Consider the following 14,596-nt stretch of genomic DNA (forward strand, 5'->3'; position numbering starts at 1 on the left):
CAGGATGAGTCGCACCGCCCGGGTGGAGCGGATCACCAAGGAGACCAAGGTCCTCGTCGAGATCGACCTCGACGGCACCGGCAAGGCCGACATCGAGACCGGCGTCGGGTTCTACGACCACATGCTGAACCAGATCGCCCGGCACGGCGGCTTCGACCTGACCGTGCACACGGTCGGCGACCTGGAGATCGACGCCCACCACACCATGGAGGACACCGCGCTCGCCCTCGGCGCCGCCTTCGACCAGGCGCTGGGGGACAAGGCCGGCATCCGGCGGTACGGCTCGGCAACCGTCCCGATGGACGAGGTCCTGGTCCGGGCCGCGGTCGACCTGTCCGGCCGGCCGTACGTGGTGCACGACGAGCCGGCCCTCGCGCCGTACATCGGGCCGGTCTACCCGACCAGCATGACCCGGCACATCTGGGAGTCGTTCGGCCAGGCCGCCCGGATCACCCTGCACGTCGACGTGCTGCGGGCGGCCCGTCCCGGCGGCCACCCGGACGCCCACCACGTGGTCGAGGCCCAGTTCAAGGCGGTCTCCCGGGCGCTGCGCGAGGCCACCGCGATCGACCCGCGCTCACAGGGTGCGATCCCGAGCACGAAGGGTGCACTCTGATGGGCACGGTGCTGCCGATGCTGCTGCTGATCCTCGGCGCGATGCTGGTCGGCGGGACGTGGTCGTTGTACCGGCAGGAGGCACCGCGTGCCGCGGTGGTGATCACCGGGCTGCTGGCCGCGATGGCCACCGCCGGCGGGCTGCTCTGGCTGCTACCCGCGGAGGGCTCATGAGCGAGCGCCAGCGGGCGAGCAAGCGGATCGTGGTGCTCGACTACGGCTCGGGCAACCTGCGGTCGGCCGAACGTGCCCTGGAACGGGCCGGCGCGGACGTCGTCGTGACCGACGACCTGACCGCCGCCGCGGAGGCCGCGGGCCTGGTGGTGCCGGGTGTCGGCGCCTTCGCCGCCTGCATGGCCGGGATCGAGGCGCTGGGCGCCGGCCCGGTCATCGCCGAGCGGGTCGCCGCCGGCCGGCCGGTCCTCGGCATCTGCGTCGGCATGCAGGTCCTCTTCGACCACGGCGACGAGCACGGCGTGGTCACCAAGGGGCTCGGGCTGCTGCCCGGCGGGGTGACCATGCTGCCCGCCGAGCGGCTGCCGCACATGGGCTGGAACACCGTCCGCCCGCCGCGGGGCTCGGCGCTCTTCGCCGGGCTGCCGGCCGACGCCCGGTTCTACTTCGTCCACTCGTACGGGGTGACGGATCCCGTCGGGCTGGCCGCCGCGGGGGCGACGGTGACCACCGCCGAGCACGGCACCGAGTTCGTCGCCGCGGTGGAGCGGGGGTCGCTGTCGGCGGCCCAGTTCCACCCGGAGAAGTCGGCCGACGCCGGTGCCGCCCTGCTGCGCAACTGGCTGACGAAGGTGGCCCGGTGAGCAAGGAGCGGGCTCGCCGCCGGGAGGCCCGCCAGGCACAGTTGGAAGCCGAACGCGCCGCCCGCCTCCGCCGGGTGGCTCGGCGGGAGCGGCGGCGGGCCGTCGTACGCCGGCTGACCCCGAGGCTGCGGCGCGGCCGGACCGGCCGGCTGGTCCGGCGCACCCGGGGCGAGCGCGCCGCGATCGCGCTGCTCACCGGGCTGGCGCTGATCAGCATCTGGAGTTTCGTCGACGACCTGGCGTTGCGGCTGGCGCTGGTCGTGTTGTTGCTGCTGGCCCTGCCGGCGATCGTGGTGATCGCCCTGGACCGTCGTACCTGAAGCGAGGAGAAGAGCTTGAGCCTCACCCTGTTGCCCGCCGTCGATGTGGCCGACGGTCAGGCCGTCCGGCTTGTGCAGGGCGCCGCCGGCAGCGAGACCGCGTACGGCGACCCCCTCGAGGCCGCCCTCGCCTGGCAGTCCGACGGCGCCGAGTGGATCCACCTGGTCGACCTGGACGCCGCCTTCGGTCGGGGCTCCAACGCCGCCCTGCTCGCCGAGGTGGTCGGCAAGCTGGACGTGCGGGTGGAGCTCTCCGGCGGGATCCGCGACGACGAGTCGCTGCGGGCCGCGCTCGCCACCGGGGCGGCCCGGGTCAACATCGGCACCGCCGCGCTGGAGGATCCGCAGTGGTGCGACCGGATCTGTGGCGAGTACGGCGACCGGGTGGCGATCGGGCTGGACGTGCGCGGCCGTACCCTCGCCGCGCGCGGCTGGACCCGTGAGGGCGGTGACCTGTACGAGGTGCTGGAGCGGCTGGACAAGGCCGGCGCCGCCCGGTACGTGGTCACCGACATCACCAAGGACGGCACCATGCGCGGCCCGAACCTGGACCTGCTGCGCGAGGTCTGCGCCCGCACCGACGCCCCGGTTATCGCGTCCGGCGGCGTTTCCACCCTGGACGACCTGCGCGCCCTGGCCACGCTGGAGACGGCGGGCGTGGAGGGCGTGATCGCGGGCAAGGCGCTGTACGCGGGGGCGTTCACCGTCGCCGAGGCGCTGGCCACACTGCGGGCCGCGGCGTGAGCGACGGCCCCACCGTCACCCGGCTCGGCTCGGGCGGCCCGTGGGAGGCCCGGTACGGCTACTCGCGGGTGATCCGGGCCGGCGGCCTGGCGATCACCGCCGGCTGCACATCGACCGTCGACGGGCGGGTGGTGCACGTCGGCGACGCGGCGGCGCAGACCGCCCAGGCGCTGCGGATCGGCCTGGACGCGCTTGCCGAGGTGGGCGCGGGGCCGGCGGACGTGGTCCGGACGAGGATGTACGTCACCGACCGGAGCTACGCCGACGAGGTCGGCCGGGCGCACAACGCGGTGTTCGGGGCGGTCCGCCCGGTGGCGACCATGGTGGTGGTGGCCGGGCTGATCGATCCGGACCACCTGGTCGAGGTCGAGCTGGAGGCGTACTTGGATAGGCTCGCGGCATGACGGTGGCGGTGCGGGTGATCCCGTGTCTGGACGTGGACGCCGGGCGGGTGGTCAAGGGGGTCAACTTCCTCGACCTGCGCGACGCCGGCGATCCGGTCGAGCTGGCCGCCGCGTACGACCGGGCCGGCGCGGACGAGCTGACCTTCCTCGACGTCACCGCCTCGTCCAGCGACCGGGGCACCATGCTCGACGTGGTCCGGCGCACCGCCGAGTCGGTCTTCATCCCGCTCACCGTCGGCGGCGGCGTCCGGGCGGTCGCCGACGTCGACACCCTGCTGCGCGCGGGCGCGGACAAGGTCGGGGTGAACACTGCGGCGATCGCCCGGCCGGAGCTGATCGCCGAGATCGCCGACCGGTTCGGCCGGCAGGTGCTGGTGCTCTCCCTCGACGTCCGCCGGGCTCCGGCCGGCACCACGCCGAGCGGCTTCGAGGTGACCACCCACGGCGGTCGCCGGGGCACCGGCATCGACGCGGTCGAGTGGGCTCGGCGCGGCGCCGAACTCGGCGCGGGGGAGATCCTGCTCAACTCGATGGACGCCGACGGCACCAAGTCAGGCTTCGACCTGCCGCTGATCCAGGCCGTCCGGGAGGTCGTCCACGTGCCGGTGATCGCCAGCGGTGGGGCCGGCACGGTGGCGCACTTCCCGCCGGCCATCGGCGCGGGCGCCGACGCGGTGCTCGCGGCCAGCGTCTTCCACTTCGGCGAGCTGACCGTCGGGGAGGTCAAGGACGCCCTGCGCGGCGCCGGCCACCCGGTCCGCTGACCGCCCGCCGGGCGGACCGGCCGGGCGGGTGGCTCGGCGGTCAGGCCCGGCCGGGGTGGCCCTCGGGGGAGCGGCGCGGCATCGGGATCGAGCGGACCGCGTACTCCTGGACGGCGGCGGCGTGATCGTCCTCGTCGAGGCGCCAGTCGGACTCCCCGGGGGCGTGCTGGCGGCTCAGCACGCCCTGCACGGTGTCCACCGTGGTCCCCACTCCGGCGCTCGGCCGGCTACGCCACAGCCGCTCGCCGTCCGGGGTGATCCGGAACCAGCCGTCGGTGACGCTGACCAGGCCGGCGCCGGAGAGCCGGCGCACCGCTCCCTCCACCTCGTGCCGCTCGGGGATGGACCGGTTGAGGTGGTCGGCGGTGGAGAGGACGTCAGCGAGGCGAACGCCCTCCGGGCGCCGGCTGGAGGCCGACCGGCGGTGCCGGCCGGCACCGCTCGCGATCACCAGTGCGACGAAGATCCAGGCGTCGGTCCGGCGCCATCCGTTCTCCCCCATGAACGAATGATGCCCGGCGTCGACGCCGGAGAAAACACCCTGTTTCGCCGTCGGGCGTCACCGCAGCTCAGCGGGGGTCGAACCGTCCCATCCCATGGCCCTGCGCGGGTTGCGCCGCGTGCCGGCCGGGTTCAGGCCGCCTCGCCGGCCGGCCGGGGCGCGCGGTCCACCATCGGCTCCGGGGTGGACGGGACCGGCGATGCGGGCACCGCGAAGAGCGGGATGAACAGCTGGGCGAGCGGCCCGATGGCGAGCGCGTACGCGACGGTGCCGAGGCCGACCTTGCCGCCGAGCAGCCAGCCCAGCGCCAGTACGGTCGCCTCGATGACGGTCCGGACCAGCCGGATCGAGCGGCCGGGGCGGCGGGCGACGTACCCGGTCATCAGGCCGTCGCGCGGGCCGGGGCCGAGCGCCGCGCCCAGGTAGAGCCCGGTGGCCGCGCCGTTGGCGACGATCCCGAGGACCAGCAGGCCGATCCGGACCGGCAGGACGCCACCGGGCGGCAGCAGGGCCAGGGTGGCGTCCACCACCAGGCCGATCACCACGACGTTGCTGACCGTGCCGAGGCCGGGGCGTTGCCGCAGCGGGATCCACAGCAGCAGCACGACGGCGCCGACCGCGATGGTGACCGTGCCGAAGGAGAGCCCGGTCTGCCTGGCGACGCCCTGGTGGAACACGTCCCACGGGTTGAGGCCGAGGCCGGACTGGATCATCAACGCCATGCTGATGCCGTAGAGGGCGAGCCCGGCGTAGAGCTGGGTCAGCCGCCGGGCCGGGCGGTGCCGGAGATTGCCAATCGCTGCCATGCATGCCACCCTAGGGGCCAATCCAGCCAGGAATAGAGCCAATTGCGGAGGGGTGGCCATGACGAGTCAGGTGCGTGGCGTCCAATTGGCTCGGCTCCTCGGTCAGTGGCACGCGCTGCCCGGTCGGCGGCGCAGCCCCGACTACGCCGCGCTCGCCGGCGCCGTCCGCGGCCTGCTCGCCGACGGCCGGCTCCCGCTGGGCGTACGCCTGCCGGCCGAGCGGGAGCTGGCGGAGGCGCTGCGGATCAGCCGCACCACGGTCACCGCCGCGTACCGGGAGCTGCGGGAGAGCGGCCACCTGGCCAGCCGCCGGGGCGCCGGAAGCTGGACCATGCTGCCCGGCACCCACCGGGTGGCCAGCACCGGGCTCTGGACCCCGCTCGACGACCGGGACATGATCGACCTCGGGGTGGCCGCGCTCTCCGCGCCGCCGCAGCTCGTGCCGGCCGCCCGGGCCGCCGCCGAGGACCTGCCGCGCTACCTCGGCGGGGCCGGGTACCACCCGACCGGCATCATCGAGCTGCGCGAGGCGGTGGCCCGCCTCTACACCGAGCGGGGCCTGCCGACCAGCCCGGAGCAGATCATGGTCACCAACGGCACCCAGCACGCGCTGGACCTGGTGCTGCGGCTGACCCTGTCGCCCGGCGGCGGGGTGCTGGTGGAGTCCCCGACCTACCCCAACGCCCTCGCCGCGTTGTCCGCCCGCCGGGCCCGGATCACCACCCACGGCCTCGCCACCGACGACGTCGGCTGGGACGCCGACCTGCTGCTGGGCAGCATCCGGCAGACCCGGCCGAAGCTGGCGTACCTGATCCCCGAGTTCCAGAACCCGACCGGTCATCTGATGGAGATCGGCCTGCGCGAGCGGCTCGTCGGCACCGCCCACACCGCCGGGACCGACCTGGTCATCGACGAGTCCTTCGTGGACCTGCCGCTGGACGGCACCCCGCTGCCGCCGCCGGTGGCCACGTTCGACCGGCACTCCCGGGTGATCAGCATCGGCGGGATGAGCAAGCCGTACTGGGGTGGCCTGCGGATCGGCTGGGTCCGGGCGTCCGCCCCGCAGGTGCAACGGCTGGCCGCCGCGCGGGTCGGGGTGGACATGGCCAGCCCGGTGCTCGACCAGCTCGTCGCGGTGCACCTGCTGGCCGAGGCGTCGAGCATCGTGACCGCCCGCCGGACCCAGCTCGCCGCCCAGCGGGACGCGCTGGTCGGCGCGCTGGCCGAGCGGTTGCCCGACTGGCGGGTCGCCGTGCCGCGCGGCGGGGTCACCCTCTGGGCCGAGCTGGACGGCCCGATCTCCAGCGCCCTGGCCCGGGCCTCCGAGGAGGTCGGCGTACGCCTGGCACCCGGGCCGCGGTTCGGCCTGGACGGCACGCTCGAACGGTTCCTACGGCTGCCCTTCACGCTGCCCGCCGCCGACCTGGTGGAGGCGGTCGGCCGGCTCGCCGCGGTCCGCTACGACCTGGATCGGACCGGCCGCCCGCAGTGGCGGGAGCCGACCGTCATCGCCTGACCCGGGCTGGTGGCGGGCGGCGGGCGCTGCCGACACCGGGGCCGAGCCGTGGCGGCGGCGCCCGGGCGTGCTCTCCGATCCGGCTCGCGGCGGCGGTCGCGGCTGGGAGACTGCGCAGGTGGGGAATGGTGGCGGCAGGTGGTCGAGCCTGGTCCGGACCGGTGCGCCGGGCTCCCGGACGACCCGGCTGGAGCTCTTCTACGACCTGGTCTTCGTCTTCGCGTTCCTCAACGTCACCGGCCTGACCGTGGCCCACGCCTCCTGGGGCAACCTGTTCCGGGCCCTGCTGGAGTTGGCGCTGCTGTGGTGGTGCTGGACCGGCTTCGCCGGTCTCGGCAACATGGTCCGCGCCGACCAGGGCGTGCTGCCGGTGGTCGGCTTCGTCACCGTGGCCTCCGTCTTCCTGCTGGTACTGAGCATTCCGGGGGCGTTCGTCGACGAGCCCGGCGGGCTGAACGGCCCGCTCGTCTTCGCCGTCTGCTACTTCGTGGTCCGGGCCTCGCAGCTCGCCGTCTTCGGCTGGTTGGTCCGCTCCGACCCGCCCGCGTTCCGGCGCTGGATGCAGCTCGCCGCCCTGCCGGTGATCGCCACGATGTTGCTGCTGGCCGCCGGGCAGGTGCCGCCACGGGTCGCCGAGCATTCCCTGGCCACCCTGTTGCAGCTCGGGCTCTGGTCGCTGGCGGTGCTGGTGGAGTACGGGGCGGGGGTCGCACTGGGCGGCTCGTACTGGAGGGTGATCTCGGCGGGACACTGGGCGGAACGGCACGCCCTGATGATCCTGATCGCGCTCGGCGAGTCGATCATCGCGCTCGGTCTCGGTGAGAAGTCCGTCAGCGCCCTGCCGCTGTCCGGCCCGGTGATGGTCGCCGCGGTGCTCGGTGTCGCGATCGCCGCCGTGCTGTGGTGGGCGTACTTCGACACCCTCTCCTTCGGCATGGAGCAGGTCCTGCACCGTGCCCGGGAGCCGGGTACACGGGCTCGGCTGGCCAGGAACGCGTACACCTACCTGCACCTGCCGATGATCGCCGGGATCATCTTCTTCGCCCTCGGGGTCAAGGGCATGCTCGCCGAGGCGGCGTCCCCCGAGACACCGGCCTGGGGGGAACCGCTAGGCGCCTTCTGGGTCACCGTCCTCTACGGAGGTGTCGGCCTCTACCTGCTCAGCCTCGCCGCCTGCGCGTTGCTGGTGCTGCGCACCGTGCGCTGGCCGCTGCTGGCGGCGGTGGCGGTGATCGTCCTGGTCGCCCCGGGCGCGGCCCGGCTGCCGGAGCTGGTGGCGGTGTCGGTGCTGGCGGTGCTCTGCATCGCCGGCACCGTCGCCGAGACGGTGAGCGAGGAATGCCGCCGGCGGCAGATCCGGCAGCTCGCGCTGGAGGAGCAGATCGCCGTCGAGGTGGAGCAGACCCAGTGGCGCCAGCACCACCTGTGAGCGCCGCCGACGATCCGCCGAACGCACCGGCGGCCGTGCCCCGGGACGGAGGGGCACGGCCGCCGGCGTTTCGGGCCCCTAGAGTTCGGCGAGGGTGCCCGCGTACATCTGCTCGATCTCGGCGGCGAAGTTGCCCTCCACGGACCGGCGCTTGATCTTCAGCGACGGGGTGATCTCGCCGTCCTCGATGGTGAGGTCGCGGGGGAGGACGGCCACCTTCTTGATCGTCTCCCAGCGGTTGAGCTTGGCGTTGAGCTCCGCCACGTATCCCTCCACCATCGCCTGCGCCTCGGGCGAGGCGACGATTGCGGCGTAGTCGCGGCCGTCGAGCGGGCCGCCGGCCGCCCAGCCCTTGATCGCGTCCGGGTCGAGCGTGACCAGCATGGTGCAGTAGTTGCGCGCCTGCCCGACCACCACCGCCTGCGAGGTGTACGGGCAGATCGCCTTGAACATCCCTTCGATGTGCGACGGGGCGATGTATTTCCCGCCCGAGGTCTTGACCAGGTCCTTCTTCCGGTCGGTGATGCGCAGGTAGCCGTCGTCGTCGAGGCTGCCGATGTCCCCGGTGCGGAAGTAGCCGTCCTCGGTGAACGCCGCGGCGGTTTCCTCGGGCAGGTTGTGGTATCCGCGCATGACCGGCCGGCCGCGGAGCAGGATCTCGCCGTCGGCGTCGATCCGGCACTCGAGGTCGCCCATCGCCCGGCCCACGGTGCCGATGCGCAGCCCGTCGGGTGGGTTGACGAAGTTGCCGGCACTGGTCTCGGTCAGGCCGTACCCCTCGGAGATGGGCAGGTTGGCGGCGGCGAAGAAGGCGGCGATCTCCTCGCTCAGCGGCGCCGCGCCGGAGACCAGCACCCGGATCCGGCCGCCGAGCCGGGCCTGGAGCTTGCTGAAGACGAGCTTCTCGGCCACCGCGTAGCGCAGCCGCAGCCAGCCCGGGAGCGGCTTGCCGGCCTGCTCCAGGGTGACCTTCTCCTTGCCCACCGCGACGCCCCAGGCGAAGATCTTCGCCTTCGCGCCGCCGGCGTCCCGGGCCGTGGTGACCGCTCTGTTGTAGACCTTCTCGAAGACCCGGGGCGCGCCGCACATCAGCGTCGGCCGGACCACGGCAAGCAGCTCGACCAGCTTGTCCACCCGACCGTCGACGTACGTGGGCAGGCCGACGTGGGTGGCGCCGCAGAGCAGCGTCTTGCCGAAGGAGTGGGACAGCGGGAGCCAGAGGTACTGCAGATCGTCGTCGCGCAGCAGCCCCACCTTCTCCTGTGCCACCCCCTCCCAGCACCAGCCGCCGTGCAGCAGCTCGACGCCCTTGGGCCGGCCGGTGGTGCCCGAGGTGTAGATCAGGGTGGCGAGGTGCTCCGGGCCGATGCCCGCGACCAGCATGTCGATCAGGTCCGGCTCGTTCGCCAGGGTCTGCGCGCCCCGTTCCTCCAGCTCGGCCAGGGTGAGCTGGGGAACGGCGGCGGCCGGGTCGGGCTCGCCGTCGAAGAGCACCACGTGGGCCAGCGCGGGCAGCTCCGCGCCGGCGATCTTCGCCGCCTGGGTCGGGTTCTCCGCGAAGAGCACCTTCGACCCGGAGTCGGCGACGATGTACGTCGCGTCCTCCGGCTCGGTGGTCGGGTACACGGTCGTGGTGGCCCCGCCGGCGCACATGATGCCGAAGTCGGCGATCACCCAGTCCAGCCGGGTGTTCGCCAGGATCGCCACCGGATCCTCCAGGCCGACGCCGAGCCCGTGCAGGCCGGCCGCGACCGCCTTGGCGCGCCGCCCGACCTGCTCCCAGCTCAGCCAGACCGGCCCGGCGTCGTCCGAGCCCGGGTGGCCGAACGCGTGCCGGTCGGGGGTCGCCGCCACGCGCTTGAGGAACATGTCGGGGATGGAGCGGTACGGTACATCGAGAGCCATCGCTGTAGCCGCCTTCGGGGGTAGAGGGACGTGACGAGGGTCACGTCGATCTGCGGTTACCGAAGAGTATTGCCTGCGCCCGGGTAGCGGCTAGTGCGGCTGCGCATCCTTGACGTTTCCGTGCACTCCCGGTCAGAGGCCCAGGCTGGCCGCCCGTAGCCGCCTGGCGGGTGCCGCCGGACCGTCCACCTGCACCCGTGCCACCCGTTGCCGGCCGGAGAGGAAGAGCACCAGCTCGCCGGGGGCGCCCACCATTCGCAGCCGCTCGCCGCCCCGGCCGACGGTGCGCTCGCCGTACCCGGGGGCCTGGATCAGCAGGTTCGCCGGGAAGCGCCGCAAGGCCACCCGGGCCAGCATCGCGGCCCGCTTCCAGAGCACCGCCGGCAACCCCGCCGGCAGCTCCCGGGGCCGCCATCCCGGCTGCGCCCGGCGTACGTCCTCGTGGTGGATGAAGAACTCCATGGTGTTGACCAGCTCGTCGGTGAGCGGGTTGCTCACCGGGCTCCACACGGGCGGGCGGCGGACCCGGGCCACCAGGTCCGCGTACGGTCCGGCGGCCACCCGTCGGCGCACCGCCTCGCCGTACCCGCGCAGCGGCGGCAGGAGGATGCCACCGGCGGCGTCCGGCCGGCGTTCCCGCACCACCAGGTGCGCCGCGAGGTCACGGGTGGTCCATCCCTCGTCGATCGTCGGCGCGTCCGGTCCCAGGTCCAGCAGCAGATCGGCCAGCGCCTCGCGCTCCGATCGGGCGTACCGCGGCATGGCCCGATCGTAGGCCCGGTGCGGCCCTTCGGCGCGCCTGGCGCGGCGCGGCGCGGCGGAGCCGGCGGGCGGCCGGCGGGCCACGCGGGAAAAGGTCCTGGCCGGCGGGGTCGGCGGGCGTACGTGACGGTCGACATATCCACTCCGGGTCGGCGGACCGGGCGCCGAGCGGTAAGGATGAGGGGGATACGTGCGGCTTACGGCGGGGGAGAGCGTGGCGAGCGGGACAAGTCGGGACGTTCTCGGCAGTGGGCTTCGGGTGCTCGGCCGGGCCATCCGGGAACAACCGCGGATCTTCGCGGTCGCCGTGACCGGCAGCGTGCTCTTCGGCCTGATGGTGATCGCCAGCGCGTACGTCGTCGGCGGCGTGGTCGGCAAGGTGGTGGTCCCGGCCCTCGCCCGCGGCTCGGTGGCCGGCGGCGTGCTGGCGCTCGCCGCCGCCGCGCTGTTCGGGATCAGCGTGCTGCGGGTCGTCGGCATCTTCGGCCGCCGGCTCGGCGCCGGCTACATGCAGTTCCGGCTCCAGGCCACCTACCGCCGCCGGGTGACCCGCCGCTACCTCGAGCTGCCGCTGTCCTGGCACCACCGCAACGCCACCGGCACCCTGCTCTCCAACGCCAACTCCGACGTGGAGGCCGCCTGGTATCCGATCGCGCCGTTGCCGTTCGCGGTCGGCACCCTGGTGATGCTGGTCGGCGCGGTGGTGTCGCTCTTCTTCACCGACTGGGCGCTCGCCCTGGTCGGGCTCGCCGTCTTCCCGGCGCTCTTCGCGCTCAACGTGGTCTACTCCCGCCGGATGGCGCCCCGCCAGGCCCGCGCCCAGCGGCTGCGCGCCGAGGTCAGCGGCATCGCCCACGAGAGCTTCGACGGTGCCCTGGTGGTCAAGACGATGGGCCGCGAGGCGCAGGAGACCGACCGGTTCGCCGCCCGCGCCGGCGAGCTGCGCGACGCGCTGATCGCCGTCGGCCGGCTGCGCGGCGTCTTCGACCCGATGCTGGAGACGCTGCCCAGCCTCGGCACCCTCGCGGTGCTGGTGGTCGGCGCGCTGCGGCTGCGGCAGGGCGCGATCGACGTCACCGAACTGGTCAGCGTCGCCTTCCTGTTCACCGTGCTGGCCTTCCCGGTCCGGGCCATCGGCTGGGTGCTGGCCGAGCTGCCGCGCAGCGTCGCCGGCTGGGACCGGGTGCGCCGCGTCCTCGACGCTACCGGCGAGATGCCGTACGGCGAGGCGACCCTCGAATCGGCCGTGCCGGCGCCGGCCACCCTCGGCTTCCACGACGTCCACTTCGGGTACGAGCCGGCCGAGGCGCACCTGCCCGGCACAGAGGTGCTCGGCGAGGTCACCTTCACCGTGCCGGCCGGGAAGACCGTCGCCCTGGTCGGGTCGACCGGCGCCGGCAAGTCCACCATCGCCTCGCTGGCCGTACGGCTGGTCGACCCGCGTGCCGGCACGGTCACCCTGGACGGGGTCGACGTCCGCGAGCTGACCGCCGCCTCGCTCGCCTCGGCGGTGGCGCTGGTCGCCCAGGTGCCGTTCGTGTTCGACGACACCGTCCGGGCCAACATCACCCTGGACCGGCCGGGCATCGGCGACGAGGAGGTCTGGGCGGCGCTGCGGCTGGCCGAGGCGGACGGCTTCGTCGCCGCGCTCCCCGACGGACTGGACACCATGGTCGGCGAGCGGGGCACCTCGCTCTCCGGTGGCCAGCGGCAGCGGCTCACCCTGGCCCGGGCGATCGCCGGCCGGCCCCGGCTGCTGGTGCTCGACGACGCCACCAGCGCCGTCGACCCGCGGGTCGAGGCGGCCATCCTGGCCGGGCTGCGCGCCCCCGCAGACGGCGCCGCGCCCGCGTCGATCCTGGTGGTCGCTTACCGTCGGGCCACCATCGCCCTCGCCGACGAGGTGATCTACGTCGAGCAGGGCCGGGTGGTCGCCCGGGGCACCCACGCCGAGCTGCTCGCCACCGTGCCCGGCTACACCGACCTGGTCACCGCGTACGAGCAGGCCGAACAGGAACGCGAGCCGCACCAGACGTACGACGAGGCCACCCCGCTGGCCTCCGGCCTGGAAATCGAGGTTGACCGGTGAGCGCGAGGAGTGCAGCGGAGCGGAGCCCCGCAGTCGCGAACGAAAGGCGGGCCCGGTGAGCGCGAGGAGTGCAGCGGAGCGGAGCCCCGCAGTCGCGAACGAAAGGCGGGCCCGGTGAGCAGCACCGTGGCCGCGGAACAGAAGAGCGAGTCGACCTGGCGGACGCTGCGGCGTGGCCTGGCCCTGTCTCCGGAGCTGAAGACCGGGCTGGCCGGCACGCTCGGGCTGGCGCTGGTCTACATGGTCGGCCGGGTCGCCGTGCCGGTGGCCGTGCAACGCGGCATCGACCACGGCATCGTGGGCGGCCTCGACCTGGACGTCGTCACGCTGACCGTGATCGCCACCGCCGCCGTGCTGGTGGTCACCACCGCCTGCGGCTACCTGATGATGCGCCGGCTCTTCACGGTCAGCGAGACCGCTCTCGCCGGGGTGCGTACCCGGGCCTTCCGGCACGTGCACGACCTGTCGATGCTGCACCAGCAGTCCGAGCGGCGCGGCTCACTGGTCTCCCGGGTCACCAGCGACGTCGACCAGATCACCCAGTTCCTCCAGTGGGGCGGCGTGATCCTGATCGTCAACCTGGGTCAGCTCGTGGTGACCACGGCGGTCATGCTGGCGTACTCCTGGCAGTTGACCCTGGTGGTGCTCGGCGCCTTCGCGCCGGCGGTGCTGGTGATCCGGCTGCTGCAGCGCCGGCTCGCCACCGCGTACGGCGTGGTTCGCCAGCGGATGGGCACCCTGCTCGGCACCATCGGCGAGAGCGTGGTGGGCGCCCCGGTGATCCGGGCGTACGGGATCGCCGGGCGAACCGCCCGGCGGCTGGACGCGGCGATCGACGGGCAGCGGCGGGCCCAGCAGCGGGCGATCCGGATCAGCATCATCGGCAGCTCGGTGGGGGAGCTGGCCGCCGGCCTGGCCCTGGCCGGCGTGGTGGTGGTCGGCGTCAACCTCGGCGTGGACCGCACCCTGTCCATCGGCCAGCTCACCGCGTTCCTGTTCCTGGTGACCCTCTTCATCCAGCCGGTGCAGATCGCCACCGAGGTGCTCAACGAGGCGCAGAACGCGATCGCCGGCTGGCGCCGGGTGCTCGACGTCCTGGACGTCGCGCCGGACGTGGCCGACCCGGGGGAGCAGGGGCGGGAGCTGCCGTCCGGCCCGCTGGACATCCGCTTCGCGGAGGTGACCTTCGCGTACCCGGGCGGGCCGCCGGTGCTGCACGACGTGACCCTGGAGATCCCGGCGAAGAGCCGGGTGGCCGTGGTCGGCGAGACCGGCAGCGGCAAGACCACCTTCGCCAAGCTGCTCACCCGGCTGATGGACCCGACCGACGGTGAGGTGCAGCTCTCCGGCGTGGCGCTGCGCCAGGTGCGGTTCGACTCGCTGCGCTCCCGGGTGGTGATGGTGCCGCAGGACGGCTTCCTCTTCGACGTCACCGTCGGGGAGAACGTCCGCTTCGCCCGCCCGGAGCTGACCGACGCGCAGCTCACCGCCGCCTTCACCGAGCTGGGTCTGGCGGACTGGCTGGACGGGCTGCCGGCCGGGCTGGACACGCCGGTCGGGGAGCGCGGCGAGGCGCTCAGCGTCGGCGAGCGGCAGCTCGTCGCGCTGGCCCGGGCGTACGTCGCCGACCCGGACCTGCTGGTGCTGGACGAGGCGACCAGTGCCGTCGACCCGGCCACCGAGGTACGTCTCCAGCGCACCCTGGACGCGGTCACCCGGGGACGGACCACGCTCGCCATCGCCCACCGGCTCTCCACCGCTCAGGCCGCCGACGAGGTGATCGTGGTGGACCGGGGCCGGGTCGTGCAGCGCGGCCCCCACGACGAACTCCTCAAGGACCCGAACTCGGTCTACGCCCTCCTCTACGCCTCCTGGCTCGAACAGACCCGCTGACCGGCGGGGGGCGGCCGGCGCCGGGTGCC

At 73.8% G+C, this 14,596-nt stretch carries 15 protein-coding genes; 11 read left to right on the forward strand and 4 right to left on the reverse strand.

The window, feature by feature from the left end:
• The first annotated feature begins 4 nt into the window (after positions 1–4).
• From hisB to hisF, 7 genes are read left to right on the forward strand one after another with little or no spacing between them, the layout of a single operon-like run.
• Positions 5–616 (forward strand): imidazoleglycerol-phosphate dehydratase HisB, encoded by a 612-nt coding sequence (gene hisB / locus ACNAVT_RS11620; protein WP_416295448.1) that lies wholly within the window; start codon positions 5–7, stop codon positions 614–616.
• On the forward strand, positions 616–789 hold the full coding sequence (locus ACNAVT_RS11625) for a hypothetical protein (RefSeq protein WP_416295450.1): 174 nt from the start codon (positions 616–618) through the stop codon (positions 787–789). Before hisB ends, ACNAVT_RS11625 begins: the two co-directional genes overlap by 1 nt.
• Positions 786–1,433: an imidazole glycerol phosphate synthase subunit HisH gene (hisH, locus tag ACNAVT_RS11630; protein WP_416295451.1), complete on the forward strand. Its 648-nt coding sequence runs from the start codon at positions 786–788 to the stop codon at positions 1,431–1,433. Before ACNAVT_RS11625 ends, hisH begins: the two co-directional genes overlap by 4 nt.
• Complete coding sequence (locus ACNAVT_RS11635; protein WP_416295452.1) at positions 1,430–1,753, forward strand: hypothetical protein; 324 nt, start codon at positions 1,430–1,432, stop codon at positions 1,751–1,753. Before hisH ends, ACNAVT_RS11635 begins: the two co-directional genes overlap by 4 nt.
• Before the next feature lie 15 nt (positions 1,754–1,768).
• Positions 1,769–2,497 carry a bifunctional 1-(5-phosphoribosyl)-5-((5-phosphoribosylamino)methylideneamino)imidazole-4-carboxamide isomerase/phosphoribosylanthranilate isomerase PriA gene (gene priA / locus ACNAVT_RS11640; RefSeq protein WP_416295454.1) on the forward strand — a complete coding sequence of 243 codons (729 nt, stop codon included), beginning with the start codon at positions 1,769–1,771 and terminating at the stop codon, positions 2,495–2,497.
• Entirely contained in the window at positions 2,494–2,901 is a 408-nt protein-coding gene (locus ACNAVT_RS11645; RefSeq protein ID WP_416295455.1) for a RidA family protein, read from the forward strand. Before priA ends, ACNAVT_RS11645 begins: the two co-directional genes overlap by 4 nt.
• Positions 2,898–3,665, forward strand: coding sequence for an imidazole glycerol phosphate synthase subunit HisF (gene hisF / locus ACNAVT_RS11650; protein ID WP_416295457.1), 768 nt, complete (start codon positions 2,898–2,900; stop codon positions 3,663–3,665). Before ACNAVT_RS11645 ends, hisF begins: the two co-directional genes overlap by 4 nt.
• 40 nt (positions 3,666–3,705) lie before the next feature.
• On the opposite strand, the gene ACNAVT_RS11655 is transcribed toward hisF, so the two are convergent.
• Both ACNAVT_RS11655 and ACNAVT_RS11660 read right to left on the reverse strand, forming a co-directional pair.
• Positions 3,706–4,167 carry a hypothetical protein gene (locus tag ACNAVT_RS11655; RefSeq protein ID WP_416295459.1) on the reverse strand — a complete coding sequence of 154 codons (462 nt, stop codon included), beginning with the start codon at positions 4,165–4,167 and terminating at the stop codon, positions 3,706–3,708.
• Between the two features lie 131 nt (positions 4,168–4,298).
• On the reverse strand, positions 4,299–4,973 hold the full coding sequence (locus ACNAVT_RS11660; protein ID WP_416295460.1) for a YczE/YyaS/YitT family protein: 675 nt from the start codon (positions 4,971–4,973) through the stop codon (positions 4,299–4,301).
• A 58-nt stretch (positions 4,974–5,031) separates the two neighbouring features.
• Between ACNAVT_RS11660 and ACNAVT_RS11665 the strand changes: the two genes are divergently transcribed.
• Both ACNAVT_RS11665 and ACNAVT_RS11670 read left to right on the forward strand, forming a co-directional pair.
• Positions 5,032–6,489 carry a PLP-dependent aminotransferase family protein gene (locus ACNAVT_RS11665; protein ID WP_416295462.1) on the forward strand — a complete coding sequence of 486 codons (1,458 nt, stop codon included), beginning with the start codon at positions 5,032–5,034 and terminating at the stop codon, positions 6,487–6,489.
• A gap of 118 nt (positions 6,490–6,607) precedes the next feature.
• Complete coding sequence (locus ACNAVT_RS11670) at positions 6,608–7,918, forward strand: low temperature requirement protein A (RefSeq protein ID WP_416295464.1); 1,311 nt, start codon at positions 6,608–6,610, stop codon at positions 7,916–7,918.
• Between the two features lie 78 nt (positions 7,919–7,996).
• On the opposite strand, the gene ACNAVT_RS11675 is transcribed toward ACNAVT_RS11670, so the two are convergent.
• A complete protein-coding gene (locus ACNAVT_RS11675; RefSeq protein ID WP_416295466.1) occupies positions 7,997–9,823 on the reverse strand; it encodes an AMP-dependent synthetase/ligase in 1,827 nt (608 codons plus the stop codon).
• Positions 9,824–9,955: 132 nt separating this feature from the next.
• Positions 9,956–10,585, reverse strand: coding sequence for a TIGR03085 family metal-binding protein (locus ACNAVT_RS11680; RefSeq protein WP_416295468.1), 630 nt, complete (start codon positions 10,583–10,585; stop codon positions 9,956–9,958).
• 214 nt (positions 10,586–10,799) lie between these two features.
• Here ACNAVT_RS11680 and ACNAVT_RS11685 point away from each other — a divergent pair, with 214 nt between their 5' ends.
• Positions 10,800–12,674 carry an ABC transporter ATP-binding protein gene (locus tag ACNAVT_RS11685; RefSeq protein WP_416295640.1) on the forward strand — a complete coding sequence of 625 codons (1,875 nt, stop codon included), beginning with the start codon at positions 10,800–10,802 and terminating at the stop codon, positions 12,672–12,674.
• A 114-nt stretch (positions 12,675–12,788) separates the two neighbouring features.
• Complete coding sequence (locus ACNAVT_RS11690) at positions 12,789–14,567, forward strand: ABC transporter ATP-binding protein (RefSeq protein WP_416295470.1); 1,779 nt, start codon at positions 12,789–12,791, stop codon at positions 14,565–14,567.
• Positions 14,568–14,596 lie beyond the last annotated feature (29 nt).

This window comes from Micromonospora sp. SL4-19 (assembly GCF_047921475.1).
Classification (GTDB): domain Bacteria; phylum Actinomycetota; class Actinomycetes; order Mycobacteriales; family Micromonosporaceae; genus Micromonospora.

Excerpts from the sequence above, each read along its gene's own strand:
- hisB (WP_416295448.1), top strand. The coding sequence starts at position 5 with ATGAGTCGCACCGCCCGGGTGGAGCGGATCACCAAGGAGACCAAGGTC.
- ACNAVT_RS11625 (WP_416295450.1), top strand. The coding sequence starts at position 616 with ATGGGCACGGTGCTGCCGATGCTGCTGCTGATCCTCGGCGCGATGCTG.
- hisH (WP_416295451.1), top strand. The coding sequence starts at position 786 with ATGAGCGAGCGCCAGCGGGCGAGCAAGCGGATCGTGGTGCTCGACTAC.
- hisF (WP_416295457.1), top strand. The coding sequence starts at position 2,898 with ATGACGGTGGCGGTGCGGGTGATCCCGTGTCTGGACGTGGACGCCGGG.
- ACNAVT_RS11655 (WP_416295459.1), bottom strand. The coding sequence starts at position 4,167 with ATGGGGGAGAACGGATGGCGCCGGACCGACGCCTGGATCTTCGTCGCA.
- ACNAVT_RS11660 (WP_416295460.1), bottom strand. The coding sequence starts at position 4,973 with ATGGCAGCGATTGGCAATCTCCGGCACCGCCCGGCCCGGCGGCTGACC.
- ACNAVT_RS11665 (WP_416295462.1), top strand. The coding sequence starts at position 5,032 with ATGACGAGTCAGGTGCGTGGCGTCCAATTGGCTCGGCTCCTCGGTCAG.
- ACNAVT_RS11675 (WP_416295466.1), bottom strand. The coding sequence starts at position 9,823 with ATGGCTCTCGATGTACCGTACCGCTCCATCCCCGACATGTTCCTCAAG.
- ACNAVT_RS11680 (WP_416295468.1), bottom strand. The coding sequence starts at position 10,585 with ATGCCGCGGTACGCCCGATCGGAGCGCGAGGCGCTGGCCGATCTGCTG.